This is a genomic window from Micromonospora sp. CV4, from assembly GCF_003667455.1.
Lineage (GTDB): Bacteria > Actinomycetota > Actinomycetes > Mycobacteriales > Micromonosporaceae > Micromonospora.
In genome coordinates, this window is record NZ_RCVI01000212.1 from 1 (window position 1) to 24761 (window position 24761).

24 protein-coding genes and 1 pseudogene are annotated in these 24761 nt (G+C 70.9%); 9 read left to right on the forward strand and 16 right to left on the reverse strand.

Features of this window, described 5'->3' with window-relative positions; translation table 11 throughout:
• Nucleotides 1-1121, reverse strand: a 1121-nt coding sequence (locus EAD98_RS08280; RefSeq protein ID WP_121653483.1) for a polysaccharide lyase family 1 protein, incomplete at its 3' end; no start/stop codon positions are given.
• A 335-nt stretch (nucleotides 1122-1456) separates the two neighbouring features.
• Entirely contained in the window at nucleotides 1457-2107 is a 651-nt protein-coding gene (locus EAD98_RS08285) for a sigma-70 family RNA polymerase sigma factor (protein WP_233583758.1), read from the reverse strand.
• Nucleotides 2108-2289: 182 nt separating this feature from the next.
• Here EAD98_RS08285 and EAD98_RS08290 point away from each other — a divergent pair, with 182 nt between their 5' ends.
• The 3 genes from EAD98_RS08290 (at nucleotide 2290) to EAD98_RS08300 (ending at nucleotide 5035) form a co-directional block, all read left to right on the forward strand.
• The gene (locus tag EAD98_RS08290) at nucleotides 2290-3021 is read left to right on the forward strand and encodes an alpha/beta fold hydrolase (protein ID WP_121653463.1); all 732 of its coding nucleotides are present in this window, start codon (nucleotides 2290-2292) and stop codon (nucleotides 3019-3021) included.
• A 168-nt stretch (nucleotides 3022-3189) separates the two neighbouring features.
• A complete protein-coding gene (locus tag EAD98_RS08295; protein ID WP_121653464.1) occupies nucleotides 3190-3945 on the forward strand; it encodes an SDR family oxidoreductase in 756 nt (251 codons plus the stop codon).
• Between the two features lie 193 nt (nucleotides 3946-4138).
• A complete protein-coding gene (locus EAD98_RS08300) occupies nucleotides 4139-5035 on the forward strand; it encodes a universal stress protein (protein ID WP_121653465.1) in 897 nt (298 codons plus the stop codon).
• On the opposite strand, the gene EAD98_RS08305 is transcribed toward EAD98_RS08300, so the two are convergent.
• The 6 genes from EAD98_RS08305 to EAD98_RS08330 all read right to left on the reverse strand — a co-directional run bounded on the left by EAD98_RS08305 (nucleotide 4959) and on the right by EAD98_RS08330 (nucleotide 12116).
• Nucleotides 4959-6647 carry an FAD-binding oxidoreductase gene (locus EAD98_RS08305; protein WP_121653466.1) on the reverse strand — a complete coding sequence of 563 codons (1689 nt, stop codon included), beginning with the start codon at nucleotides 6645-6647 and terminating at the stop codon, nucleotides 4959-4961. The genes EAD98_RS08300 and EAD98_RS08305 overlap by 77 nt on opposite strands.
• Nucleotides 6648-6801: 154 nt before the next feature.
• Nucleotides 6802-7842, reverse strand: a complete 1041-nt coding sequence (locus EAD98_RS08310; protein WP_158609779.1) for an aromatic acid exporter family protein — start codon at nucleotides 7840-7842, stop codon at nucleotides 6802-6804.
• Between the two features lie 232 nt (nucleotides 7843-8074).
• On the reverse strand, nucleotides 8075-9019 hold the full coding sequence (locus tag EAD98_RS08315; protein ID WP_199723337.1) for a hypothetical protein: 945 nt from the start codon (nucleotides 9017-9019) through the stop codon (nucleotides 8075-8077).
• Nucleotides 9016-9507: a hypothetical protein gene (locus EAD98_RS08320; protein ID WP_121653468.1), complete on the reverse strand. Its 492-nt coding sequence runs from the start codon at nucleotides 9505-9507 to the stop codon at nucleotides 9016-9018. Before EAD98_RS08320 ends, EAD98_RS08315 begins: the two co-directional genes overlap by 4 nt.
• Before the next feature lie 3 nt (nucleotides 9508-9510).
• Nucleotides 9511-10734, reverse strand: a complete 1224-nt coding sequence (locus EAD98_RS08325) for a macrolide family glycosyltransferase (protein WP_121653469.1) — start codon at nucleotides 10732-10734, stop codon at nucleotides 9511-9513.
• A gap of 542 nt (nucleotides 10735-11276) precedes the next feature.
• Nucleotides 11277-12116, reverse strand: a complete 840-nt coding sequence (locus EAD98_RS08330) for a helix-turn-helix domain-containing protein (RefSeq protein WP_121653470.1) — start codon at nucleotides 12114-12116, stop codon at nucleotides 11277-11279.
• 112 nt (nucleotides 12117-12228) lie between these two features.
• Here EAD98_RS08330 and EAD98_RS08335 point away from each other — a divergent pair, with 112 nt between their 5' ends.
• From EAD98_RS08335 to EAD98_RS08345, 3 genes are all read left to right on the forward strand, one after another.
• The gene (locus tag EAD98_RS08335; protein WP_121653471.1) at nucleotides 12229-12822 is read left to right on the forward strand and encodes an NADPH-dependent FMN reductase; all 594 of its coding nucleotides are present in this window, start codon (nucleotides 12229-12231) and stop codon (nucleotides 12820-12822) included.
• 152 nt (nucleotides 12823-12974) lie between these two features.
• Nucleotides 12975-13274, forward strand: a complete 300-nt coding sequence (locus EAD98_RS30890; protein WP_158609780.1) for a hypothetical protein — start codon at nucleotides 12975-12977, stop codon at nucleotides 13272-13274.
• A 566-nt stretch (nucleotides 13275-13840) separates the two neighbouring features.
• Entirely contained in the window at nucleotides 13841-14821 is a 981-nt protein-coding gene (locus EAD98_RS08345; RefSeq protein WP_158609781.1) for a glycoside hydrolase family 11 protein, read from the forward strand.
• Nucleotides 14822-14908: 87 nt separating this feature from the next.
• On the opposite strand, the gene EAD98_RS31815 is transcribed toward EAD98_RS08345, so the two are convergent.
• On the reverse strand, nucleotides 14909-16372 hold the full coding sequence (locus EAD98_RS31815; RefSeq protein ID WP_121653472.1) for a serine/threonine-protein kinase: 1464 nt from the start codon (nucleotides 16370-16372) through the stop codon (nucleotides 14909-14911).
• Nucleotides 16373-16509: 137 nt separating this feature from the next.
• Here EAD98_RS31815 and EAD98_RS08355 point away from each other — a divergent pair, with 137 nt between their 5' ends.
• Entirely contained in the window at nucleotides 16510-17196 is a 687-nt protein-coding gene (locus EAD98_RS08355) for a TOPRIM nucleotidyl transferase/hydrolase domain-containing protein (RefSeq protein WP_121653473.1), read from the forward strand.
• Between the two features lie 178 nt (nucleotides 17197-17374).
• On the opposite strand, the gene EAD98_RS08360 is transcribed toward EAD98_RS08355, so the two are convergent.
• On the reverse strand, nucleotides 17375-18358 hold the full coding sequence (locus tag EAD98_RS08360; RefSeq protein WP_121653474.1) for an NAD(P)-dependent alcohol dehydrogenase: 984 nt from the start codon (nucleotides 18356-18358) through the stop codon (nucleotides 17375-17377).
• A 115-nt stretch (nucleotides 18359-18473) separates the two neighbouring features.
• Here EAD98_RS08360 and EAD98_RS08365 point away from each other — a divergent pair, with 115 nt between their 5' ends.
• Nucleotides 18474-19190: a TetR/AcrR family transcriptional regulator gene (locus EAD98_RS08365; RefSeq protein ID WP_121653475.1), complete on the forward strand. Its 717-nt coding sequence runs from the start codon at nucleotides 18474-18476 to the stop codon at nucleotides 19188-19190.
• A 66-nt stretch (nucleotides 19191-19256) separates the two neighbouring features.
• Here the strand turns inward: EAD98_RS08365 and EAD98_RS08370 are convergent, their stop codons facing one another.
• The 4 genes from EAD98_RS08370 to EAD98_RS08385 all read right to left on the reverse strand — a co-directional run bounded on the left by EAD98_RS08370 (nucleotide 19257) and on the right by EAD98_RS08385 (nucleotide 22046).
• Nucleotides 19257-19991: a VOC family protein gene (locus EAD98_RS08370; RefSeq protein ID WP_158609782.1), complete on the reverse strand. Its 735-nt coding sequence runs from the start codon at nucleotides 19989-19991 to the stop codon at nucleotides 19257-19259.
• 90 nt (nucleotides 19992-20081) lie between these two features.
• Complete coding sequence (locus tag EAD98_RS08375) at nucleotides 20082-20525, reverse strand: OsmC family protein (RefSeq protein WP_121653477.1); 444 nt, start codon at nucleotides 20523-20525, stop codon at nucleotides 20082-20084.
• A 102-nt stretch (nucleotides 20526-20627) separates the two neighbouring features.
• Nucleotides 20628-21026: a VOC family protein gene (locus EAD98_RS08380; protein WP_121653478.1), complete on the reverse strand. Its 399-nt coding sequence runs from the start codon at nucleotides 21024-21026 to the stop codon at nucleotides 20628-20630.
• A gap of 126 nt (nucleotides 21027-21152) precedes the next feature.
• Nucleotides 21153-22046 (reverse strand): SGNH/GDSL hydrolase family protein, encoded by an 894-nt coding sequence (locus tag EAD98_RS08385; RefSeq protein WP_121653486.1) that lies wholly within the window; start codon nucleotides 22044-22046, stop codon nucleotides 21153-21155.
• Between the two features lie 508 nt (nucleotides 22047-22554).
• Between EAD98_RS08385 and EAD98_RS08395 the strand changes: the two genes are divergently transcribed.
• Nucleotides 22555-23268, forward strand: coding sequence for a hypothetical protein (locus EAD98_RS08395; RefSeq protein WP_121653480.1), 714 nt, complete (start codon nucleotides 22555-22557; stop codon nucleotides 23266-23268).
• Nucleotides 23269-23306: 38 nt separating this feature from the next.
• Here EAD98_RS08395 and EAD98_RS08400 read toward each other — a convergent pair whose 3' ends face one another.
• Nucleotides 23307-23666, reverse strand: a complete 360-nt coding sequence (locus EAD98_RS08400) for a hypothetical protein (RefSeq protein WP_121653481.1) — start codon at nucleotides 23664-23666, stop codon at nucleotides 23307-23309.
• A gap of 10 nt (nucleotides 23667-23676) precedes the next feature.
• Nucleotides 23677-24761 (reverse strand): annotated as a pseudogene (locus EAD98_RS08405) (hypothetical protein); the annotation flags it as partial.

Below are 24761 nucleotides of genomic sequence, written 5' to 3' on the forward strand. Positions count from 1 at the left end.
GTGGGCGGCGGGGTCTGCGGCGAGCAGCTACCGTTCGACACCTTCAGACCCGTGTTGGCACCCACCGTCTGACGGACGATGTCCGGCACGCAGCTCGCGCCGTCGAGGCTGTACGAGTACGGGATGCTGACGGTGGTGTTGGACGTCGGGTTGGGGCCGGCGGGGTAGTTCTCGCTGCCGGCGCTGGACCAGGTCACGTTGTCGAAGGTGTTGCCACTGACCTGCCAGTAGCCGCGCTCGTTGGTGTAGAAGGTCCCCAACACGTCCTTGGAGTTTCGGAAGTAGTTGTTCTCCACCTTGGCCCTGGCCCCGGCCCGGGAGTTGATGCCGGACTCGTGCAGGCTCACGTAGTGGTTGTTGTAGATGTGGGCCGTGCCGCCGCGCAGCAGCGGCGTACGTGAATCGATGTTCTCGTACAGGTTGTGGTGGTAGGTGATGAAGCCGTTCGAGAGGTCACTCTCGCTGGAACCGACGAGCCCACCGCGACCCGAGTTGCGCAGAATGCTGTACGACAGGGTCACGTACTGGGTGTTGTCCTTCATGTCGAAGAGGCCGTCGTACCCCTCCGACTCCCCACCCGAGGCCTCCAGGGTCACGTGATCGACCCAGACGTTGCGGACCGTGCTCTCCATACCGATGGCGTCGCCACCGTTGGAGGTGGGCGAGCCGGACTTCTTGACGTTCCGGACGGTCACGTTCTGGACGATGATGTTGCTCGAGTCGCGGATGTGGATGCCGAGCTGGTCGAAGACGGCGCTGCCCACCCCGAGGATCGTGACGTTGCTGATCTGCTTGAGCTCGATCACGCCGGCCGCGGTGTTGCAGCTCGACCCCGACACCTTGCTGGTGTTGCCGTGGTTGATGGTCCCCGTGACCTCGATGATGATCGGGGTGCTGCTGCTGGGCCGACCGCACAGCGCCGCATGGATCGCGGTCCCCGTGCTCGCCCGCACCGTCTGCCCGCCCGCGCCGCCGGTGGTCCCGCCGTTCTGGGTGGCGTAGCCGGTGGCGCTGCCGACCGCCGCCGTCGCCTGGGGGGTCGGCAGCGCCACCCCGATGGCGATCCCGACGGCCGCCGTGGCCAGTGTTGCCTGAAGTCGCAGTGCGACTGGTCGCCTCATCACGCCTCACCTTCGTAGTCGAATGAGAATTGCCGGCGCCCGGGGCGGTCGACGCGACCGCACTCTGTCAGCCCACGGTCCTTCCAGGCCGCCCGGAATTGTCGGCAATCAATGCAGGAAACTTTCTTGAATGCTCATCGTCCTGGCAACAGTGGTGATGTCGCTGCGCATACGGCATGCGACCACTGACGTTGCTCGATGTGTGCGCGCCCGGCTCAGGAATGAGACATCGATGTGCCGCAATCATAGGAAAGCGTTTTCCCTGAAGGCAAGAATTAGCGTTTGCAGGTTTTTTGCAGTGTCCGTGCGAGAGCCGGCGCAACCCGGTGGATCCGTCAGCGGCCGACGCTGCGCGACCGCGCTCGCTGTCGTACGGTCATCGCGGCCGCCCGTTCCACCGCGGCCATGTCGCCGGAGCGGGCGGCCGCGACGAACGTGGTCAGCAGTCGTCGGTGCGCGGCCGCGCTCGTCGGCGTACGTCGCCCACTCGCGATGTCCCGGCGCGCCCGGCTGACCAGTTGGCGCACCGCGGGTTCGGTCGACTGCAGGATCCCGGCGATCTGCGCATACGGGTAGTCGAAGGCCTCCCGGAGGACATACGCGGCGCGCCCGTTGGGGGTGAGCTTCTCCAACAGCAGCAGGGCCGCGAGTTCCAGGGCCTCGCTGCGCTCGACCCCCAGGTGCAGGTCCGCAGCCGGGTCGACGGGTTCCGGAAGCCCTGGTTCGATGCACGTCTCGCGGCGCACCCGCGCCGACCGCAGCGCGTTGATCGCCAGCCGGGTCGTCGTCGTCGCGAGGAACGCGGCCGGGTTGACCACGGCGCCGCGGTCACACGTCTGCCACCGCAGCCACACCTCCTGGACAAGATCCTCAGCCTCGGGGGCGCTGCTGAGCATGCGGTACGCGATCCCGAACAGGCGTGGCCGAACGCTCGTGAAGACCGCAGCGGCCTCCTCGAGATCACTCGTCCCGGTGTCCTGACTCACCGCAGCTCCCCCGTCCCTCGCCCGCGTGCTCACGTCGCGACTGCCGCTGCTCCCATCGTCGGCCGGACCTGCGGCAATTCCCAACATCCGGACCCGGCAGTGACGGCGACCACGCGTCTGTCACAAATTCCGGGGCTGCGCTGTCTCGGCTGGTGGAGGCATCCGAACTCACCAGGAGAGCCATGACCAACCAGAAGCTGACCGTCGTCCTCGTACACGGCGCGTTCGCCGAATCTGCGAGCTGGTCCGGGGTCGTCGAGCGATTGCAGGACCGGTTCATCCACGTCGTCGCGGTGGCCAACCCGCTGCGCAGCGTGTCGGGCGACGCCGCCTACCTGCGCGACGTGATTGCCGGGATCGACGGAACGGTGGTGCTCGTCGGCCACTCGTACGGCGGCATGGTGATCACGGACGCCGCCGCCGGAAACGACAAGGTGGCCGGCCTCGTCTACGTCTGCGCATTCGCGCCCGATCACGGCGAGTCCGCGTTCGAGCTGTCGAACAGGTTCCCGGGAGGCAGCCTCGGCCAGGCGTTGACCGCGTATCCGGTCACGACCGGGGGCAACGAACTCGCCATCCGGCCGGACGCCTTCCACCACCAGTTCGCCGCCGACGTGCCGCCCGCGCGGGCCGCCCTGATGTGCGCGACCCAGCGCCCGGTCACGGAGACCGCCCTCACCGCGGGGCTGCCGACGGACGTCCCGGCGTGGACCTCGATCCCGTCGTGGTTCGTCTTCAGCGACGAGGACCGCACCATCCCGGTCGCCCTGCACCGCTTCATGGCGAACCGGGCCGGCGCCCAGGGCGTCCGCGAGGTGTCCGGGGCGTCCCACGCGCTCAGCGTCTCGCACCCCGAAGCCGTGACCGCGTCGATCCTCGATGCCGTGGACGCGGTCGTGGAGACTCCGGCCTGAGTGGCCGGCTTCTTCGGCGGCCGGGTCGTGGTCGTGCAACTGCGGGCCCGACGCCGTGGATCAGCAGGTTCGGGGACATTTGGCGAAGGTGTCACAGCGCCGGGGGGTTCCCGGTCTTAGCTGGTGACCGGACGGCAACCGACGCCCCGGCCAGAAGGAGGGTTTCTCATGAAGATCGTAGTAATCGGCGGCACCGGCCTGATCGGGTCGAAGGTCGTGGCGAAGCTCGGCGAGCACGGCCACGAAGCGGTGCCGGCGGCGCCGAACACCGGCGTCAACACCCTCACCGGCGAGGGCCTTGCCGAGGTGTTGGCCGGGGCGTCCGTGGTGGTCGACGTGTCGAACGCCCCCTCGTGGGAGGACAGCGCGGTGCTGGAGTTCTTCACGACCTCCACCCGCAATCAGCTCGCGGCGGAGGCGGCGGCCGGCGTGCAACACCACGTGGCGCTGTCGATCGTGGGGACCGAGCGCCTGCCCGAGAACGGCTACTTCCGGGCGAAGGCCGCGCAGGAGAAGCTGATCGCGGACTCGTCGATCCCGTTCTCGATCGTGCACGCGACGCAGTTCTTCGAGTTCGTCAAGGGAATCGCCGACGGCGGCGCCGACGGTGACAAGGTCCGGATGGCACCGGTGCTCTTCCAGCCCATGGCTGGCGAAGAGGTGGCGCAGGCGCTCGTCCGGGTGGTGCTGGGGTCACCGTTGAACGGGCGGGTCGAGGTGGCCGGGCCCGAGCGGCTTTGGATGGACGAGTTCTTCCGAGCCGCCCTGGCTGCTCTGGGTGATCCGCGTGAGGTGGTCACCGACCCGCACGCGCGCTACTTCGGCTCGGAGCTGAGCGAGCGGAGTCTGGTACCGAAGGGCGAGGCGATCCTCGGGACGATGACGTACGCCGACTGGCTGGACCGGACCGGGTCCGGCAGGTAACCCGCCGGCGCGGTTGCGGGAGGCCGAGCCGTCGTTCATCCCGGCCGGAGCGCAGGCGGTGACCGTGGTCATCGGCTTCCCGCCGGGCGAGGCCGGTACGCCTCGGCCCCGCACTCTGGCCCCGCGTTCGGCGACAACCGCCACGACCGCCCGCTGTCCTGGGGGTGGGCCGAGGATGACGAAGGAGGATCGGATGACCATCAACAGCGGTGCACCCGTCGTGGTTGGTGTGGACGGTTCCGCGGCCGCACTGGACGCGGTTCGGGTGGCGTCCCGGGAGGCGGCGTACCGGCAGCGTCCGCTGCGGGTCGTGCACGCCTTCATCTGGCCGCTGACCCGCGCGCCGCTCACCGCGGCGCCGGGCGCTCCGGCCGACGCCGGCCTGCGCCACCAGGCCGAGCGGTACGTTGCCGAGGCCGTCGCCGAGGCCCGCAAGGTTTCCCCCGAGGTGCCGGCAACCGGCGAGCTGGTGGTCGGCGCGCCGACTCCGGTGCTGCTGGACAAGTCCCGGGAGGCGGCGCTGGTGGTACTGGGTCACCGTGGTCTGGGCGGCCTCGCCGGCCTGCTCATCGGCTCGGTCACCGTGCAGGTCTCGGCCCGTGCGCAGAGCCCGGTGCTGGTGGTACGCGGTGAGCCGCGGGCCGACGGCCCGGTTGTGGTGGGCGTGGACGGCTCGGAACTGTCCACCGAGGCGGTCGGGTTCGCGTTCGAGGAGGCCGCCCGTCGGGACGCTCCGCTGGTCACGGTGCACGCCGGGCTCCACCCCACCTCGATCGGCCCGGGCGACACACTGACCTCGGTCCACGACCTGGATGCCCTCGCCTCCGAGGAGGAGCGCATTCTCGCCGAGACGGTGGCCGGGTGGTCTGAGCGCTACCCGGACGTGCCGGTGCGGCACCAACTGGTCCGCGGCTCCCCGGCCCGGGTCCTGGTGGAGGAGTCAAGAGCAGCGCAGCTGGTGGTCGTCGGCGCGCACGGCCGCGGCGCGCTGGGCGGGCTGCTGCTCGGTTCGGTCAGCCACGCGGTGCTACACCACTCGCACGCCCCGTTGGCGATCGTTCGGCACCCCCGCCCGGCCGACGAACCCTGATCTTCGGAGTCCGGTCGACGAGGACGCCCGGGTTGAGGATCCAGGACGGGTCGAGCGCGCTCTTGGCGGCGCGCAGTGCGAGCGCGACCGGGTCGGGACGCTGCCGGTCGTACCACGGTCGGTGGTCACGGCCGACGGCGTGGTGGTGGGTGATGGTGCCGCCGGCCGCGAGCAGCGCCTCGGAGACGGCCTGCTTGATCTGGTCCCACTGGGCGAGGGTGGCGCCCCAGCGGCCGGTGGCGTACACGCCGAAATAGGGGGCGGGGCCGTCCGGGTAGACGTGCGTGAAGCGGCAGGTGACCACACCGGTCGCGGCGACGGCGCGCAGCGCCTCGCCGGCCGCGTCGAGCACGGCGGCGCGCAGGGCGGGGAATCGGTCCCAGGTGCAGGCGGTCTCGAACGTTTCCACGATCATCGACCGGGCGGCGAGCGCGTCGCGTTGGTACGGCATCCGGAGGAACGCCGACCGCCAGGCGTCCGCGGCGGTCCGCTGTCGCGGGCCGGACGAGGTGTGCGTGCGGGATGCCTCCGGCAGGGTTCCCCCGTGGTCGCGGCACAGCTCGACGGCGCGGTCCAGGCACGGTGTGACCGGATGGTCGGCGGACTCGAACCCCAGGACGAGCACACCGCCGGTGGTGGCGGTGCCGGCGTTGAGAAGCGCCTCCATCGGATCGAGCAGCCGGCAGTTGCTCGGATGCAGACCGGACTGGGCGATGGCCCGGGTGGCGGCGACCGCGCGGTCGTAGTCGGTGAAGTGCACCGAGGCGTCCGCCCGCCAGCGGGGCCGGTCCTGAATCCGCATCCACGCCTCGGTGATGACGCCGAGCGCGCCCTCCGAGCCGAGGAACAGCCGGTCGGGGGACGGCCCGGCGCCGGAGCCGGGCAGGCGGCGTGACTCGCTGGTGCCCGCCGGGGTCACCACCCGCATGGACTCCACCAGGTCGTCGATGTGGGTCAGGACGGTGGCGTAGTGACCGCCGGCGCGGGTGGCCAACCAGCCGCCCAGGGTGGAGAACTCGAACGACTGCGGAAAATGCCGCAGCGTGAGGTCGTGCCGTCGGAGCTGGTCCTCCAGCGCCGGGCCGAACACGCCGGCCTGGATGCGGGCCGCCCGGCTGGTCGGGTCCACCTCCAGCACCCGGTCGAGGCGCCCGAGGTCGAGACTGACCGCCGCGGGATAGGTGTCGTCGAGCCGCGCCTCCACACCGCCGACCACGGACGAGCCGCCGCCGTACGGGAGCACCGCGATGTCGCGGCCGGCGCACCAGTCGAGCACGTCGACGACGTCCTGCTCGGTCACCGGTCGGACCACCAGGTCCGGCGGGTCGTGGACCTCCCCGTGCAGGTTGCGCACGACGTCCCGGAACGCCTTGCCGTGGCTGTGCGCCGCCCGGTCGGCCACGTCCGTCGAGCACAGTCGGGCGAGTGACGCCGGCGGATCGACCCGTGGCGGGCGCAGGCCCAGCTCGGTCACCGGGGGCGCGACGTGCTCGGTCAGGTCGGCCTCGGGCAGCAGAGTACGCACCCGGTCCGCCAACGCCGTGGCCTCCGCGCCGGTCACCGCGTCCTCGACGTGTCCCCAGCCCCACCACGAACGGTGTTTCCCGGCCACGCGGCCTCCCCGTCGTCCACCATCGCCAGCCGTACTCGCCGGTAACGTACTCGACGGCCGGCACCGCGTCGATGCCGTACCCGACGAGGGTGGTCAGCGCCGCCGCAGGTTCGGACGGTCGGCGCCGGTCGCCCGTCGCACCGTGCCGGGATCGTCACGACGGGTCCGGCAGCCCACCGAAGGCGCACCGGACCCGCTCGTTGGCGTCCGCCTGCGAGAGGCCGGACGCGACGAGCAGGTCGCTGGCGGTGGTGCGGATCTGGGCCAGGACGACGGTCCCGGAGAAACCAATGTCATTCTTGTACGCCGCGCCGGCTCGGTGAACGGCCTGCAGGGCCTTCGCCTGCGCTTCGTGTGGCTCGCTTCGAGCCGCGAACTCGTCGTGAAGGGTCCGCACCGCCTCCGCAAGGCCGCGAACCGCGTCGATCATCGCTGCCGGCACCGGCTCCTTGTCCTCGATGACCGTGACGGCGCGACGGATCAGTGTCCCGCTGCTGCCCATCGCCCTCTCCAACGGCTCGGCGGTCCGGGCGTAGTGACTCAGCACGCCGTGCCGGTACCGCCAGGACAACGGAGACAGCCGGGTAACCTCCCGTGCGCCCGCCACCGCCTCCCGCAGGACCCGAAGTTCCTCCTGGTTGCCGCGCAGTCGGGTCCGGGCGAGGATCGCCCGCTCGATGTCGCGCTCGCACAACGCCTCTGCCGTTTCCGTCAGTTGTTCGACGAGCGTTCGCAGCGCCGGTCCGGCGGCGCGCCGCACCACTCGCAAGGGGTTCACCGGCAGGAGGATCGCCGTGGCCAGTGCGACGGCACCGCCGAGCAGCGCGTCGACGAACCGGGTGAGTTCCACGTTCGTGGTCTGCTGCCCCAAGGTGGTGATCAGTACCGCGGTACTCGCCGTCTGGATCACCACCGCAGCCCGACTGCTGAGCGCGAAGGCTGTGAGGATCGACAGGACGACGACGAGGCCGAGCTGCCAGGGTCCGGTGCCGATGACCGAGAGCAGCGCACTACCGACCAGCACTCCCAGCGCCACACCCACGACCAGCTCGACGATCCGGCGTACGCGCTGTCCCACGGACACGGCCAAGGTCCCGACCGCGGCGAGCGGAGCAAACACCGGGTTGGGGTTGCCGGTCAGTTCGTGCGACAGCAGCCAGGCGGCTATCGCGGCGATGCCCGCCTGGAGGGCCACGATGCCTCCGCCGTACACCCGGACCGCCCGCTCTCGCACCTTGAGCCGTTGAACGAGCCGATCATCGGCGGCGCCCCGTACACCCAGATGCATGCTGCGCCTTACCCGTGCATGCGCTCCGCACACGACCAGTGGCGATGTGCGAGCGGAGTGCCGCGACCGTACACCTGACGCCTGTTCGACCGATTGAGGAGGGACGACGGAGGATGACCTTGACAGCGGCCTCGTCCGTTCAGGGCACCGGGCCGTCGTTCTGCGCGGTCGCGCCGAGGCGATCCCGGATCAGCGCGATCACGGTGTCCGCGGTCCGGTCGAGGTGGGTACGGCCATCGGGTAGCCGGGCCTGCGGGCTGATGTAGCTGCGCGGACCGACGTGGGTGGCCGGGTCGAGGCGGTGCACCGTGATCTTCCCGGCACGGTCGGCCCGGTTCCATCCGCTGCGGCGGAACAGCCGCCACCGCTGCGGGAACATCCAGGTGCCGACCCGCTCGATCCGATCGCCGGCGCTCGTGAGCTGGTCGAGGTGCTGGGCGTGGCTGATGTCGTTGGCGCCGTTGTGGAAACCGCCGAGAGTGATCAGCCAGAGCGGGGGGCGCAGCTGGGACCACAGTTCGTCCACCGCACCGGTGGCGACCTGGGCGCCACCGCTGTAACTGAGCATCACCACCGGGATTCCGCTGTCCCGTTGATAGCCGGCGAGCCGGAGCTGAGTGGCGATCTGCGAGCCGACGGCGCGGTTGTACAGGGGGCGGTAGCGGCGGTCGGCGGCGACGAAGGTCTGCATCACGTTGTGCAGGAACAGCACCAGACCGATGCGGCGGCGCAGCCATACCCACACCGGACGGTTGGCGAGCGGCAGCGCCAGCGGCGAGTAGGGCTGCACCTGGCCCAGCACCCTGAGCTCCGGCGCTCCGGCGATCAGTGCCTTGACCAGTCGGCCGCCGTCGCGGGTGTCGTGGAACCGGCGTTTCCCGATACCGTCCAGATAGACCAGGTACGCGGCCGGGGGGCGGTCCACTTCCGCGCCTCGGGCGGGAGGCATGCCCTCGGGGCGCGCGGCGGTCGGGCTCCGCCAGCCCGCGGCGTAGACCACCACCTCGTAGCGGGCGAGCAGAGCTTCGGCGAGCAGGACCGGGCCGATCCCGCCGAGCAGCAGCAGGAGCGCGAGTTCGATCACGGAAACAGCTCCGGCGCCCTTGTCGTGTTGAGCCGCACGACCAGGCGGCGGATGCCCTCGACGGCGACGCCCAGGCCGACGCCCGCGACGGCTACACAGCCGGCGGATTCCCACCAGCCGACCCCGGCCACCGTGGCCAGGGCGGTGGCGAGGCCCGTCCCCACTCCCACCATGAGGAGCAGGTGCAGTAGCGGCCCGAGCAGCGGGAACGCGAGGACTGCGGCAAGCAGCAGCGGGGCGGCCAGGCCCGGTGTCCAGGCCAGCGCGGCCTGATCGGGCGATGCGGCCGGCAGCACCAGCTCGGCGAGGGTCCAGGCGGACAGTGGCCAGAGCGCGAAGACCGCGCCGTCGACCACGGCGCCGGCCAGCACCATCACGAACACCTTGGTGTGCGACACGCCGGACAGGCGTGCCACCACGGGCAGGAGGCGCCCGACGGCCTCGGACAGCCCGGCGAACAGCAGCATGATGGCCACGACAGGGGACATCGGTCAGCCCTGCGACGGCAGGTCGGCAGAGACCGGCTGGGCGAACGAGCGGGCCTGCCGCACGTAGCGCTCGAGTTCGTCGGCGGCGCGCCGATAGCCGCCCGCCTCTCGCTGGGCGATCCGCAGGGTGCTCGCGGCGGCCCGGAATCCGGGCTCGTCGAGCAGGCGCTGGGCGGAACCGCGCAGGGCCTCCACCGTGACATTCTCGGTGCGGATCGCGAGGCCAGCACCGAGCTCGACGATGCGCGACGCCACCAACGACTGGTCCGCGCCCTGCGGGATCACCAGCATCGGGACGCCCTCGTACAGGGCCTCGTTGACGCTGTTCACCCCGCCGTGGGTGATGAACAGCGCCGCGCGGGACAGGACTTCCAGCTGCGGCACCGAGCGGTGGGCGATCACGTTGGCCGGCAGCGGACCGAGCGTGGCGGGATCGGTGGATCCGGTGGAGACGACCACCGTGCCGCCGAGCGGGGCGAGCGCGTTGGCGAAGGTGCGCAGCAGCCGCTGGTCGGCGGCGAACACCGTGCCCAGCGAGGCGTAGAGCACCGGGTCCCGCAGCCGCTCCAGCGGGAACGACGAGTCGGCTGGGCGGGCGCCGATGCTCGGCCCGACGAACCGGTAGGACTGGTCAAAACTGTCGGCCTCGGGGTGGAACGCCCGCGAGGTGTAGACCAGGTTCAGCGGCTGGCGGATGTTCGCCAGGTCGATCAGGGGCACCGCATCCGTGTCGTACCGGCGGTGCAGCTCCCAGCGCGATTTCAGGTACCCCGCGGTGGGGCGGGGCTTGACCGCCGCCGCGGCGAGCAGCTCCCAGGAGCCGTGGGTGGGGCTGGGCACGTATCGGTTGAATGCGAACGTGGTGAACGACGAAGCCGCCGGCACGTCGAGTTCCCGGGCGACCACCGGCCCCCACAGGCAGAGGGAGTCGTGCACGACCAGCTCCGACCCGGCATTGCGCAGATCGGTGAGGACGGCGGGTAGAACGCGTACGGCGGTGCGTGCGAGCTGCTCCATCACCGTGACGGGCGTCGGCGGGCCGGAGAGCGGTATGTCGTCCCCGACGTAGGGAATCACCCGCGCGCCGGTGGTCGCGATCTCCTCCGCGTACGCGGGCGGCGTGTGGTAGGTGACGGAGTGGCCCCGACGAACAAGCTCGGCCACGACCGGCAGCGTCGGGTTGACGTGCCCGTGCATGGCGATGTTGAGGAACGCGATCGCGCTCATCGGTCGAGCACGGACAGCGAAGGGGCCAGGGCCCGGCAACACGTAACGATCATGACCCGCCTTTCTCGGTTTCAGCGTAAACGCTGCCAGATGGCACTGTGGCGCGGACAAAATTCCCGCTTCGGTTGGCGCGCGCTCCCCTTCGCCGCGCCGATCCCGGCCGCTCGGCGGGGCGTCCAACGGGACGGCCGCACAACGGCAGCGGCCGGCGCGCGCCCGGGCGGGTACGTGTGACGGCGAGCGCGCTGGGAAGGTCGGTTGGATGCCTGACCCCGGAGAGGTGGCGCGACGTGCACTCCAGCGGATCCACGAGGCTGCCGTCAGACATCGGGACCCCGAGCTGCACCACGCGGCCGAGGACATCGTCCGAGCGGCCCAGGCGAGGGGCCTCGATCCAGGGCCCGTCGAGGCGTACCGCCCCTGCCCTGTCTGCGGTGCCGAGCCGGGACAGTTGTGCATCAACGTCCCTGGTCGCCCCGTGACCCCGGGCGAGATGCACGCCGAGCGTGCGGAAAAGGGGACACCGTAGCGCTCGCCGTGAACTAGTTGACCGCGCGAAGCATGCGATCGGGCTGGCGGCGCAGCCGATCCACCGCCCGTGCCGTCGCGTCATCGGTCGGCAGGAGGACGACCAGCTCCTGCGCGTCGGTCCGGGGCAACTCAAGCTTCTCCCGCTGCCACTGGAGCTGTTCCGCAGTGGGATGGTTGAGCCGAAACGGGACGGGCCGTGGGGGCAGGTGACGGTTGAGTCGTCGGGTGAACTCCGCCCCGGCCAGGGGGGTCAGCTCAGCCCGGAACCACTCGGAGGTCTCCGCGGACGGCCCGAGCCACAGGTCGAAGGCTCGTTCGTCGGCCACCTGCTCCCAGTCGGGGAAGATCGTCCGGGCGCGCGGATCGGTGAACACGTAACGCGTCAGGTTCGGCGCTCGGCTCTCGAGCAGCCCGATCCCCCGCATCAGAACCTCGAACGCACTCGTGTACGCGAGCACGTCGCCCAGGCGGTTGGTGACGAAGGCGATGCCGGGCTCAAGAAGTTCGAGGGTCTGCAACACCGTCGGCCGGACATGACGGTTGGGTGGCACCGGCCGCCCGCGCCCCGCGCACGCTCCGCCGGTGATCTTGGCGAGGTGGCGCAGGTGATCGCGTTCGACCGCATCGAGGCTCAGTGCGTCCGCGAGTGCATTGACCACGGCGGGGGACGGGTTGCGGTCTCGTCCCTGCTCGATGCGGGTGAGATATTCGACGCTCACTCCCGCTCGTGCTGCGAGGTCGGAGCGTCGTAGTCCCGGAGACCTGCGGCGGCCATGAACGGGCAACCCGAACGACTCTGGCTGGATGCTGTCGCGCTTGGCGCGGATGAAGTCGCCCAGCGGCGTGCTCATGCCCAGAGCCTACGGCGACATCCCCAGCTCAACGAGCCCGCAGGGTGGCCCCACGGGGGCCAGCCTGAGCCCGGTCTGGTTGCCATCCTCGAAACGATGGACCGTGGCCCGCATGAGTGAGAAGCACAAGTTGGCCATCATTGTCGGGAGCGTCCGCGAGGGCCGATTCGGGCCTGTCGTCGCCTCCTGGATCGCCGACCAGGCGCGCGAGCACGACGGTTTCGACATCGACGTCGTCGATCTCGCCGACTTCGAGATCCCGTTGTCGTTGCCGGCAGTCTCACCGAAGTTCGCTGGCGACTCGTACCCGCGCCCGCACGGCATGGCGCCCTTGACGTCCCAACTGGCGAACGCGGACGCGTTCATCATCGTCACGCCGGAGTACAACCACAGCTACCCGGCGTCCCTGAAAGCGGCCATCGACTGGCATTACACCCAGTGGACGGCCAAGCCGGTCGCCTTCGTCAGCTACGGCGGGGCAGCCGGCGGTCGTCACGCTGTCCTGCACCTGGAGAACGTGCTCACCGAACTGCACGCCGTGACGGTCCGCGATGGTCTGGCGTTCCCGCTCTACCGCGCCACGTGGGAGGAGGGGCGGCCGCTGGACGCCGCAGCGCCCGGATATGCCAAAACTCTGCTGGACCAGCTCGCCTGGTGGGCCGCCGCCCTGAGTGTGGCACGCAACTCGGTCCAGTACCCGGTCTGAAGGTCCCGCACGAAGCAGGCAGCTCCGCGCACGGCACGGGCCGTCTCCCACCACGGGAGACGGCCTCGTCGACCGCCGGGCCATCCAGCGACGCGACGACAACTGCGCGCAACCGCTTGCCCGCCCGTCGAACGCCACTCGACCATGTCGGCATGCGGCCAGGACGTCGTGTCATTCTCGGGTCGACGTGGGCGCCACGGCTGTGCGGGCGGGCGGTCGCCGAGCGGCTCGGCTACCGCACGAACCCTCTGGCACGCGCCCTCACGACGTCGCGTACGCACATGATCGCGCTCGTCATCCCCGACATCAGCAACCCGGTGTACGCGGAGACCTGCCGGTACGTCTCGTCGTCCGCCGATCGACGGCCGAGCGCAAGCGGAGCCCGGGTCGCGCCCGGGGGCCCTGGCTACGGCGGCGGCCCGCCCCCCGACCCGGCGGCCCACCTGTCCTGATGGCCTGACGCCACGGCACTCGGCGGCGCCAGCTGCCGCAGAGAAACAGACGGCCACCCCTGTCGGAAGTCGACGGTGCCACACCGTCTGCCTGCCCTCCCGGTTGGGCTCCGGAAGCATCCGGAAGTTCCGATGGCGCGCCTACGCTGATTCTGGTCCTTCGACCGAGGATCCCATGGGTCACCCGGACTCTCGCTCGATCAGCTCATGCTGCTGGGCAGGATGAACGCTCCCCCACCCATACCTCGCCGACACAGCCGGGGCTTCCACAAGGTTTCCGGAAATTGTTGACAACTCGACGAGGGTGTCAATACGGTCGCCATCGACGGGGTTCGATCACCGTCGATGCCACCCACCGCGACCCACTCCTCCCGGTCGTCGTGCAGGACGACCGGCCAACCACCACCACCGCGCGGTACGACGTCGATGTCCGGCGGCCGTCGCCTGGCCGCCGACCGGCCGCCGGGTCGTACCGCACTGCTGGCCTCCGCCAGCCGTCACGAGGAGGAAGCAAGCACATGGACGACATGCACCACACACCCACCAGACCGAGAGGGCGCGGCCGCATGCGGTTGCTCCTCGGCGCCGCGTGCGCCGCGGTGGTGGCCATCGGCAGCACGGCGCTGGCCACCAACGCGTACGCCGAGGCCGATCGGACCGTCAGCTCGAACGCCACCGGGACACACAACGGGTTCTTCTTCTCGTTCTGGAAGGACAGCGGCAACGCCAGCATGACGTTGCGCGCCGACGGCCGGTACTCCAGCCAGTGGGGCAGCGGCACCAACAACTGGGTCGGCGGCAAGGGCTGGGCCACCGGCAGCCGCAGGACGATCAGCTACTCGGGCAGCTACAGCCCGAACGGCAACAGCTACCTCGCCCTCTACGGATGGACGCGGAACCCGCTCATCGAGTACTACGTCGTGGAGAACTTCGGCACCTACAACCCGAGCACCGGCGCCACCCGGGTCGGCTCCGTCACCACCGACGGCGGCACCTACGACCTCTACCGCACCCAGCGGGTCAACCAGCCGTCCATCGACGGCATCGCGACGTTCTACCAGTACTGGAGCGTCCGCCAGCAGAAGCGCACCGGCGGCACCATCACCACCGCCAACCACTTCGACGCCTGGGCCCGCGCCGGTTTGAACCTCGGCAGCAACCACAGCTACCAGATCATGGCCACCGAGGGCTACCAGAGCAGCGGCAGCTCCGACATCACCGTCCGGGAAGGCGGGAGCGGCAACCCCGGCCCCGGGCCCACCACCGGCAACCCGCCCGGAGGCGGCAACTGCACCGCGACGCTGTCCGCCGGCCAGCAGTGGGGCGATCGATTCAACCTCAACGTCGCGGTCAGCGGCACCAACAGCTGGGTCGTCACGCTCGGTCTGGGCGGCGGCCAGAGTATCCAGAACAGCTGGAACGCCTCCGTCAGCGGCACGAGCGGAACGGTCACCGCCAGACCGAACGGCAACGGCAACAACTTCGGGGTGACGATCATGGCCAACGGCAACTGGACCTGGCCGACGGTCACCTGCCGAACCGGCTGACCCCGTTCAACTCCGCAAACCCGCACCCGTGGCGCGGCGGCCGAGGCCGCCGCGCCACACTCGGCGCTGCGGCCACGCCGTCGTCGGCTATGCGGTCCCTCCGGCTGCCGACTGCTCCGCCGTTGGTTCCTCGGTCGGGTTCGCCGTCGGTTCCTCCGCCGGGTCGTCTGTCGGTTCCTCCGTCGGCTCCCCCGTTGGTTCCTCAGTCGGCTCCGCCGTCGTTCCGCCCGTCGGAGCTGCCGTCGGTTCCTGGGGGGCGCTCGCAGAGGTGGTCGGCTCGGGCGTATCCGCACTGCTTCCGCCGGACGGCGCCGGTGGGCCCGTCGTCGTCCCGGGTGCTGGACGGGTGGTGGTGGTCGTCGGAGTCGGGGATCCGGGCGCCCGGACCGGCAGACCGGCAGACCCGTGGGTGGCCGGCTCGCCGCCACCGACGCCAGGGCCGGGCCTGTCCTGCGCCGGCGGCGCCGATGTCGACACCGAAGGCGGGACCGCCGGGGGCGCCGACGGTGGCCCGGCCGGGCCGGGCATCATCCCGGTGGGATCAGCGAACACCAGGACGGCAGCCACGGCGGCCAACGATCCGAGAAGCACCGCGAGCGTTGCGTGCCCAGGAGTGGCGGCCCCGGTCAACGCACCGCCGAGGGCCGAGCGTGTGGCGGGCGGTCGCACGGTTCGCGACCCGATCGAGGTCGGCCAGTCAGCGGTCCGCGTCCGCTCGTCGGACGCGTCCGCGACGGCCTGCGCCGCGGTGGCCATGGCCGCCGCCGTCGGGAACCGGTGCGTGGGCTCCTTGGCCATCGCAGTGGCCACCAGCTGGCGTACCTCCGCCGGGACGTGCTCGGGCAGCGGCGGCGGTTCCTCTTCGAGGTGCCGCAGCGCCACCGCGACGGCGTTGTCACCCTGGTACGGGGGCTCACCGGCGAGGCAGTGGTGGACGACGGCTCCCAGCGCGTAAATGTCGATCGCCGGTGTGGTCTCGTTCCTGGAGACCTGTTCGGGTGCCATGTACAGGGCGGTGCCGACGACCTGGTTCGTCCCGGTCAGGCTCGCCGCCTCCTGCGTGACGGCGACACCGAAGTCGACGAGTACGACATGCCCGTCGGGCTCGATGATCAGATTGTTGGGCTTGACATCACGGTGCACGACCCCGGCGTCGTGCGCGGCCTGCAGAGCGCGGGCGGTCTGTGCGGCGATCGACATCGTCTCGGCCACGTCCAGCTGACCGACCTCGGCGATCCGTTCCGACAGGGACTGTCCCTGCACGCACTCCATCACGATGTAGGCGAGGGCCGGCGCTCCGGGCCGGGGCATCTCGCCGTAGTCGTAGACCTGGGCGACGCCCGGGTGACGCAGGGCCGCCATCGCGCGCGCCTCGCGGCGGAACCGCTCGCCGAAGCCGGCGTCGGTGACCAGTCGGGGGTGCAGCATCTTGACGGCCACGCAGCGGTCCAGGGTTTCGTCAACCGCCCGCCACACGTCACCCATACCGCCGCTGGCGATGCTCTCCACCAGGCGGTAACGGTCTCCGACGAGTTGCCCCACATTCGGCATACAACTTCCGGTACCCCGGACTCCTCGATCTCAAGCACCCGACGTCGCCCGGCCTTCCTTATCCGGTTGTCGCCGCCGTGCGCCTCGACGATGATGGCCACGACCCGCCCGACCATCACCAGCCGACCGGACCCGCCATGGATCTCGCCCAACGTCGCGAGCTCGCCCGCAGGGCGCTCGAGGGCTACGAGAGTGGCCAGGACGCCACGACCCGGGCGACGGCCAGGGCCCGGGGGAAGATCGACGATGCCGCGGCCCTGGTCCTGGTCGAGGGTCTCAGCGACCAGATCGCGTTGGAAACGGCCGCCATCGGCCGCGGCCGGGATCTCGACGCGGAGCACGTCGTGATCGTGCCGATCGGTGGGGCGCACGCGATCGGTCGCTTCCTGACCGAGTTGGGCCCGCTGACCGCTCAGGTACGCCTCGCTGGCCTGTACGACGTGCGTGAGCAGGAGGTCTTTCGGCGCGCACTGGTCGCCGCCCAGGTCGGTTCGCCGGACAGTCGCGCCGACCTGGCACGCCTCGGGTTTCACGTCTGCGTCGACGACCTCGAAGAGGAACTGATCCGTGCCGTGGGCGCCGTGGAGGTCGAGGCCCTGTTCGACTCGCAGGGCGACCTGGGGTCGTTCCGCTCGTTGCAGAATCAACCCGCCTGGCGCGGCCAGCAGCCCGAGCGGCAGATGTGGCGGTTCCTGCGCAGCGGCGCGCGCCGCAACCTGCGCTACGCACGACTGCTCACCGAGGCGGCAACGGGCCGGGACGCCCTGCCTCGGCCACTCGCCGCGCTGCTCGAGGCGGCGAGGACCGACAGGTCCGTGGCCTGACGTCTTCCGGCGGTGAACGTGCTGACGCGGACGCGCCACCCGATCGGTGCTCCGTTCGCGCCAGCGCGTCCAGCACCGGCGGCACCGGTCGGCGGCGTGCCCGGCTTGACCGTCAGCGCGGGACGATCAGCAGGTCAGGCGGCCAGCGCGGTGGCGGGCCGGCGGCCCGTGGGGCAGATCAGACGGTGATGACGACCTTCGCCCGCGCGTGTTCACCTTCGAGGTATCGCATGGCCCGGGGCACCTCGTGGAGCGGATAGGTTCGGTCGATGACCGGGGTGAGGCGGCCGGTTTCCGCGTGGGCGCGAAGCGTGTCGAGGTGCTGCCGGCCCGGCGCCGCCGCAAGGATGACGATGCGGTGCCGGACGAAGGGCGCCAGCAGCCGCCCACGCACGATGAGCCCCATCGGTCCGACGAGGCTGCCGCCGCGGTACACGCCGCCGCCGGAGAGCACCAGCGTCCCGGTCGGAGTCAGCACCCGCCGGAGTGCGGTGAGTGCGCGGTTGCCGACCAGGTCGAACACGACGTCGTAGCGGCGGGTGTCGCGGGCGAAGTCGTCCCGGGTGTAGTCGACGATGTGGTCGGCGCCAAGGGAACGGACCAGATCGACGTTGCGGGTGCTGCACACGCCGGTCACGGTCGCCCCCAGCGCCTTGGCCAGTTGGACCGCCAGGGTGCCGACGCCGCCGGACGCGCCGTTGATGAGGACGCGGTGGCCGGGCGCGACCTGCCCGACCTCGCACAGTCCCATGAGCGCGGTGATGCCGGCCAGCGGCAGGGCGGCCGCCTGTTGCGGCGTCAGGTTCGCCGGCTGCGCCGCGACCAGAGCCTCGGGCACGCACACGTACTCCGCGAAAGCGCCGTTGGCGTCGCCGAGGTCGCCGAAGACGGCGTCGCCCGGGCGCACCTGTCGAACGTGGGCGCCGACGGCCTCGACCCGGCCGGCGAAGTCGCGGCCACGGACGCGCGCCCGGGGCCTCGACCGGCCCATTGCCAACCGCGCCATCCGTGGATCGCCACGCATCACATGCCAGTCGTACGCGTTGAGCGCGGCGGCCTCCACCCGCACGAGCACTTCGTGGGCGGCGGGCACCGGCGGGTCCACGTCCGCGAGCGTGAGTGTCTCCGGCGGGCCGTAGCGGTCCTGAACGATCGCCTTCATCCTTCACCCCTCCCCCGGTGTACGGCGTACACCCTATGGAACAGACGGTAGGTGTACGCCGTACACCTGTCAAGAGGTTTATGGTTCATTCGGCCGCCGAATGATGAGGAGCGAGATGGCTGAGCAGGCTGAGACGCTGCGCCGGGCACCGCTGAGCAGGGAACGCGTCCTGCACGCCGCCGTCGCGCTCGCCGACGGGACCGGGATCGAGTCCCTCAGCATGCGCAACCTCGCTCAGGACCTGGGCGTCGTGCCGATGGCCCTCTACAAGCACGTCGCCAACAAGGACGAACTGCTCGACGGCATGATCGACGTGGTCGTCGGCGAGATCGATCCGCCCGTGCCCGACGCCGACTGGAAGCACGCGGTCCGTCAGCGCATCCTCTCGGCGCGGCGGGTGCTGCAGCGCCACCCCTGGGCGCCGCTCGCGATCGAGTCCCGGAACATGGCGACGCCGGCCATCCTGGCCTACCTCGACGCGATGATCGGGACGTTCCGGGCCGGCGGTTTCTCCGTCGACCTCGCGCACCACGTGATGCACGCGATGGGCAGCCGGATCCTGGGCTTCAGCCAGGAACTGTTCGACGCCGCCCGGCAGGCCGGGCGGTCCGGCGCGACCACCCCGGACCCGCCGGCGGCCATGCCTCCCGAGGTCGCGGCCCGATTCCCGCACGTCGCGGAAATCGCCATGGCGGCGTCCCACGACGACGCGTCCGTCCTGGGGCAGGGCTGTGACGACCAGTTCGAGTTCGAGTTCGCGCTGGACCTGCTTCTGGACGGCATCGAACGGCTGCAACAGCAGGGCTGGACGTCGGCACGCCGGCCTCGCTGAGTCACCCGAGGCGGTGACCGCCGGACAGTCAGTGGTCGTGTACGTCCCCGGTCAGGTCGGCGATGGTCACCGGCTTCGCTGACCCGTACCGCCGGCAGCCGGCCCCCGGACGTGGAACTCGTTGCCGTCCGGATCTGCCAGCGTGACCGCGCCGGGCTCATCGATCTCGAGCCGAGTGGCCCCGAGGGAGACAAGCTCGTCCACCGCCGCCTGCTGGTCGCCGGCGGCCGGGATGAGCTCGAAGCGCTGCCGGTTCGGCTCCTTCTTCGGGGCCACGGGTGGGCCTCCCCAGGCGACCTTGGTGCCGCCGCGCGGTGACTGGATCGCGGTCTCCTCGTCCTGGTCCCACACCAGCGGCCAGCCCAGCGCCTCGCTCCAGAACAGGCCGACTTCCCGGGTGCCGTCACAGGCGAGCTCACCGAGCGGGCCGCACCCGGCGAGGTAGGCGTTGCCGTGCTCGATCACGCAGAACGCGTAGCCCGCCGGGTCGGCCAGGACGACGTGCTCCTCCTCAGGTCGCTGCCCGACGTCGAGGTGGCGGCCACCAAGCCTCAGCGCCATCGCCACCGTGTGCTGCTGCTGGTCAGGATCGGCGCTGGTCAGGTGCAGGTGCATGCGGTCCGCCCCGAGTTGGCCCCCGCGACCCGGAACGAACCGAAGGCCCAGCTGGGTGTCATCGCCCGGCAGGAACGCACCGAGGGCATCCTCGATGATCTCGCGGCCGAGCAGAGCGGCCCAGAACTCTGCCGGACGAGCCGGGTCTTGCGCCTCGACGGTCACTGCCAGCAGTCGCGAATGCATCAGCAGACAGTAGGCACCGCCCCGGAAGGCAACAAGGCATTAACGAGTTGGCGCAGCTACGAGCGGGTCTCCAGGCTCCGACCGGATACCTCAGTCGCTGGCGGGTCCGGCAGCCTCGACGATCGAGACGGGAGTGCCAAGTTCGACGGTACGGGAGACGGTGCACAGTCGTTCGTGGGACTGCTGCAACGAGCGGGGTAGCGCCTCACGCGCCCGGTCGCCGTCCGCGCCCGCCGGGAACGTCACGGCGAACTCGACCCTGATGTTCTGCATCCGATTTCCTCCGGCCTCGTCCCGGATCTTGTCGCCGGTGACGGCTACGGAGAACTGTGTCGGCTCGGCGCGGCGGCTGGTGATGTGGTCGACGTCTACCGCGGTGCAGCCGGCGATGGCAGCCAGAAGCAGTTCCACCGGCGTAAAGCTGGCGTCCGCTCCCGCGCCCATCGACAACGACCCGCCACGGACATTTCGCGCGACGTAGTTGCCAACGCTGGTGCGCTCGATCTCGACCGAGCGGAAGGTGTCGTCACTCATGACAGGAAACTACCGAAGTCACCTGGTCCCCCGAGCCACCGGCCGGGACTGTCGGCCATCCTGTGGCGCCTGCCACCAGCGTCACCGCATCCCCTGGGGGACTCAGACGTCGGCTTCGAGGGCGAAGGTGTTGCCGTCCGGATCCTGGAACCACGCGATGCGTCCACCGCCGGCCCGAGCAGTGATTCCCTTGGCGTCGTGTTCGAACTGGGGGTAGCGGACGAACTCGACGCCGGACGAGGAGAGCTCGTCGACGATCTGGTCGATGTCGTCGACGTACCACGTCGCCAGTGTCGCCGAGGTCGTCCCGGCCGTGACCGACTGGTACACATTCAGCGCCGGTCCGCCACCAGAACCGTAGACGCGGCTGCCGTCGGCGATGGTGGCGCTGGGGCCGGACCGCAGCGCCTGTAGGCGCAGTTTGCCTTCATAGAACGCGACCGCCTCTCGTATGTCGGACACGGCGATCGAAGCTCTGAGGTGATACGTGCTCAAGGGCATGAACCACCGTGCCACACGGGAGCAGTGAGCCGCTCCCTCTTCCGAGGGAGCCTCGTCGAAGGCACTGGCGGTGAATCGGGCCCCGCCGCTGCGCGACGGGGCCGACTCAACCGAACGCGGGCCCGGTCAGCTGTTCAGCGTCGCGAGCAGCGCGCTGGCCATGCCCTGCTCGCCCCGGGCGTTCGGGTGGAACGGGGCGGCCGAATTCTGCGGCACCAGGCCTTCGACCCACCGCGTGCCACTGCCCTTGCACGCGTCGCGGCCGATCGACGGGGTGTAGACGTCGGCGTAGGTGGCGCCGTTCGCCGTCGCGGCGCTGGCCAGCATCGCGTTGAGCGACTTCGCGATTTCGCGCAGGTACGGCACGTCCTGGTAGGCGATCGGGACGACGGGCCAGCAGCCGTATCCGGTGTCCGGCAGGATCGCCGGGTACCCGAGCACCACGACCCGCGCGCTCGGGGCGGCCTGGCGGACCGCCCGCAGGACGGCGGTCACCTTCGGCGCGGCGGCGGCGACCCGGGCCTGCAACTGGTCGGTGCCACCGGCGGTGTACCGGTTCTTGCACGGCGATCCGAGCGGGCTGCTGAGGCTTGCCTCCGCGCAGTCGCTGATGATTCCGGAGAAGCCGATGTCGTTGCCGCCGATCTGCACCGTCACCAGTGCCGTGTTCGACGTGACCGCGTTGAGCTGCGGTGGCACGGCGATGCCCAACTGGCCGCTGCCACCGTAGAGGATGTCGTCCGTGGTGGCGCCGGAGCAGCTCACGTCGGCGAACGACGACGAGCCGGCGGACGCGGTCACCAGCGACGGATAGTTGCGGTTGGACCGGAGGCAGTTCAGGTCGACCTGGGTGGGGATCAGCGGGCCGGCGGTGTACGAGTCGCCCAGCGCGACGTAGCGGCCGGCGGGCACGGCGGCGTTGGCGGGTGTGGCGACGGTGAGCAGCACGCCGACGGTGGCCACGGCGAGTGCGGCCAACCGGGCTGCCGCCCTCAGGATCGGCAGGCGGGGACGGGTCATGGCGCCTCCCAGGGGGATCACGGTGGTGGTGCCGAGATCCTGTCGCCGTCAACGAAGAACGTCAATATAGACAGACCTCACTAAATGCTGCTCGGGAGTGTGGGATTGAGGGACCCGGCGAGAATCAGCGGAAGCTGATCGCGATCTCGAACTCCAGGCCTCCGCCCCATCAGCGACGGGTACGTCGACAGCCGGCGAGCCGACCGGTCTCAGCCGCCCATGCCGAGCTGGGGATACCGGGCGTCCGGGGCGGCGACCGCTCCGTGCGGCCGCAGGACGTCGACAGCCGCACCGAAATCGCTGTAACGAAGGGACGCGTTCGGCAACCCGCTGGCGGCTGGGATCACGAAACTGACCAGCCGGCCCTCGGCATCCAGCGTCGCGCGGAACGCAGAATAGGCGGCTTTCGCAAGGTCAGCGGCGGCTCGGCCACCCCGTTGCCAGACGAGGGTGGTCCGACGCACTAGCATTGCCGCGGTCCGGGACGGCTCTGCTGAAACGAGGCAAAATGCGTTGGCTGCGGCGATTGCTGGGCGGCGGGCGGGTCCAGCTCGATCCCGCACGGCAGCAGGCGCTGCTGCGGGATGTCCAGCAGCGGTACGGCGCCCACGCGCGGATCGGGTTTCCCGAGCAGGTCGAGGCGATCACCGCATTGCTGGACAGCGACGACGGCCTGGTGGTGGCGGCTCGCATCGTGAGCCAGGTCGCCGACGAGGCCTACGCCGACCTGCAGGCCCAGGCTCAGGAGTTTCACCGCCGGACGGGCCGGCGGCTCCTGGTGCACCGCCGGAACTACCGGCCGCTGTGGAGGGAAGCCGGCGGGGCCCTGCGGTGGCCGCTGTTCGCGCTGCCGTGCGGCTTTCACCCGTACGCTCAGGTGGCCGCCGCCGTCACGGTGGTCGGCGACCGGGCGCGTCGGCTCGACCGGGTGACCGACCCGAACCCGCTCCTGACCCGCGTGTTCGAGGTGCTCGACCTCACCACCGCCGGCTGGGAGTACGGCCGGGTGCGGGTGGACACCGACGCCGCCGCCCTCGCGGATCGACTGATCTTGAGCGCCGGGCAGGTCCTCGCGGCCATGGACGACCCGCCCCGGCTGCCACCTCCGGTCCGCGAGCTGATGCGCCGCAACAACACCCTGGACGTGCACGATCCGACCGGTCCCCGGGCGGTGGGTGGCATCAATCCGGGCGCGACGATGCGGGAACGTCTCCTGGTCTGAGGGACACCGCGCCGGGACGGGTCGAGCAACCGCGAGTCCTACCGCAGCCACCGCAGTGCGGCGTCGGCAGTGTCCTCGGGGGTGCTGTTGAACGCGATGGCCGCGCCGGGAGCATGCTGCCGAACAAGGTTGACCACCTTCTCGAAGAGCTCCAGGAGCGGCTCATGCTTGCGGATCCCGCCCCCGACCACCACGCACGCGTAGTCCTTCCGGGTCAGCGCCTGGACGATCGCGCCCTCGGCGTCCTCGTCGGGGACCACCAGGCACAGGTCTGCCTCGATTCCATGATCGGCGAAACGGGCCTGACCACGTGCGATGGCCGATACGACCGGCTCCGGATCCCAGCCCGGGATCCGGACGGGATCGAGACCGACAACGAGCACACGTCCCAGTGCCATGCACCCTCCCTCAGCGGTGGCAACGCCACACCAGCGGCCGGTACACCTGCTTCTCATAGACGGCGCCGACCACGGTCAGACCGTCGTCGCTGATCCCGTTGGCCGTGTACGTGCCCGCCTCGGTCGCCCGGACCTCGGGCCGGCCCGGCAACCGGCGGGACGTGCCGTCCGGGGCGACGATCAGCGGCGCGCCGTCGCCGACCAGCAGGTCGCCGTTGCCGGCGATCCCGCTCGTCCCCGGAAACGGCAGCAGGCTCACCGCCCCGGTCGTGAGATTCCAACGTACCGGCAGCATCCGCACCGCGCCGCCCTCCTTGGGGCCGGGAACGCTGCCGACCGCCCATTCGCCGCGCGCCGAGTCGATCGAGGCGCGCGGGTAGCCGTCGGGCACCGTGAGCGCCGTCCCGGTGCCCTGTGGCGTCCACCGGTAGGGCAGTTGGCCCATCGCGCCGACGACCGTGCCGTCCTCGGTGATCCCGGTCGCGGCGGAGCCCGGCCGGCCGATCAGCCGGTACTCCTGCGGGCGGTCCGCCGACCACAGGACGGCGTGGTGCGAGTCGCCGGCTCCGCTGGCCGTACCGGCGATGTCGCCCCGGCCGTTGACCGCGTGCACGAGGACCGCGTGGTAGCCGGGCGGTGTGGCCAGCGAACGCAGCCTCCCGTCCCGGTAGACCCAGCCGGTGCCGTCGCCATCGGTGCCGACCACGTCGCCGCCGGCGTTGACCGCGGCCGCGTGCCGCGCGCCGGTAGGCAGGACGGCTGCCCGCCCGTCGGTCCAGAGCACGACCCGCCCGTCCTCCTGCCCGCTGCCGATGTCGCCGACGATGTACCGCCCGGTGGGGTCGACGCTGTTCGCCACGGCGACCGGACCGCCGATGGGCCGCGGCAACCACGACGCCGCGCAGGTGACCGGGGAGCCCTGGGTTGCCGACGCGGTCCCGTCCGGGGACGCCGCGAGGACCGGCGGTGCCGGAGCCGGCCGGCTGGCGGGCCGGTCGAGCTGGACGGCGCCCACGGCGCCGAGCCCGGCCAGGACCGTCACCGCGGCGATCCCGCCGACGCGGCGGCGGGATCGCCGCGGTGACGGTCCTGGCC

What these genes read in the sequence shown, in the direction of transcription:
- EAD98_RS08290 (WP_121653463.1), top strand. Translation starts at nt 2,290, where the DNA reads ATGACCAACCAGAAGCTGACCGTCGTCCTCGTACACGGCGCGTTCGCC.
- EAD98_RS08295 (WP_121653464.1), top strand. Translation starts at nt 3,190, where the DNA reads ATGAAGATCGTAGTAATCGGCGGCACCGGCCTGATCGGGTCGAAGGTC.
- EAD98_RS08300 (WP_121653465.1), top strand. Translation starts at nt 4,139, where the DNA reads ATGACCATCAACAGCGGTGCACCCGTCGTGGTTGGTGTGGACGGTTCC.
- EAD98_RS08320 (WP_121653468.1), bottom strand. Translation starts at nt 9,507, where the DNA reads ATGTCCCCTGTCGTGGCCATCATGCTGCTGTTCGCCGGGCTGTCCGAG.
- EAD98_RS08325 (WP_121653469.1), bottom strand. Translation starts at nt 10,734, where the DNA reads ATGAGCGCGATCGCGTTCCTCAACATCGCCATGCACGGGCACGTCAAC.
- EAD98_RS08330 (WP_121653470.1), bottom strand. Translation starts at nt 12,116, where the DNA reads ATGAGCACGCCGCTGGGCGACTTCATCCGCGCCAAGCGCGACAGCATC.
- EAD98_RS08335 (WP_121653471.1), top strand. Translation starts at nt 12,229, where the DNA reads ATGAGTGAGAAGCACAAGTTGGCCATCATTGTCGGGAGCGTCCGCGAG.
- EAD98_RS30890 (WP_158609780.1), top strand. Translation starts at nt 12,975, where the DNA reads ATGCGGCCAGGACGTCGTGTCATTCTCGGGTCGACGTGGGCGCCACGG.
- EAD98_RS08345 (WP_158609781.1), top strand. Translation starts at nt 13,841, where the DNA reads ATGCGGTTGCTCCTCGGCGCCGCGTGCGCCGCGGTGGTGGCCATCGGC.
- EAD98_RS31815 (WP_121653472.1), bottom strand. Translation starts at nt 16,372, where the DNA reads ATGCCGAATGTGGGGCAACTCGTCGGAGACCGTTACCGCCTGGTGGAG.
- EAD98_RS08355 (WP_121653473.1), top strand. Translation starts at nt 16,510, where the DNA reads ATGGATCTCGCCCAACGTCGCGAGCTCGCCCGCAGGGCGCTCGAGGGC.
- EAD98_RS08360 (WP_121653474.1), bottom strand. Translation starts at nt 18,358, where the DNA reads ATGAAGGCGATCGTTCAGGACCGCTACGGCCCGCCGGAGACACTCACG.
- EAD98_RS08365 (WP_121653475.1), top strand. Translation starts at nt 18,474, where the DNA reads ATGGCTGAGCAGGCTGAGACGCTGCGCCGGGCACCGCTGAGCAGGGAA.
- EAD98_RS08370 (WP_158609782.1), bottom strand. Translation starts at nt 19,991, where the DNA reads ATGCATTCGCGACTGCTGGCAGTGACCGTCGAGGCGCAAGACCCGGCT.
- EAD98_RS08375 (WP_121653477.1), bottom strand. Translation starts at nt 20,525, where the DNA reads ATGAGTGACGACACCTTCCGCTCGGTCGAGATCGAGCGCACCAGCGTT.
- EAD98_RS08380 (WP_121653478.1), bottom strand. Translation starts at nt 21,026, where the DNA reads ATGCCCTTGAGCACGTATCACCTCAGAGCTTCGATCGCCGTGTCCGAC.
- EAD98_RS08385 (WP_121653486.1), bottom strand. Translation starts at nt 22,046, where the DNA reads ATGACCCGTCCCCGCCTGCCGATCCTGAGGGCGGCAGCCCGGTTGGCC.
- EAD98_RS08395 (WP_121653480.1), top strand. Translation starts at nt 22,555, where the DNA reads ATGCGTTGGCTGCGGCGATTGCTGGGCGGCGGGCGGGTCCAGCTCGAT.
- EAD98_RS08400 (WP_121653481.1), bottom strand. Translation starts at nt 23,666, where the DNA reads ATGGCACTGGGACGTGTGCTCGTTGTCGGTCTCGATCCCGTCCGGATC.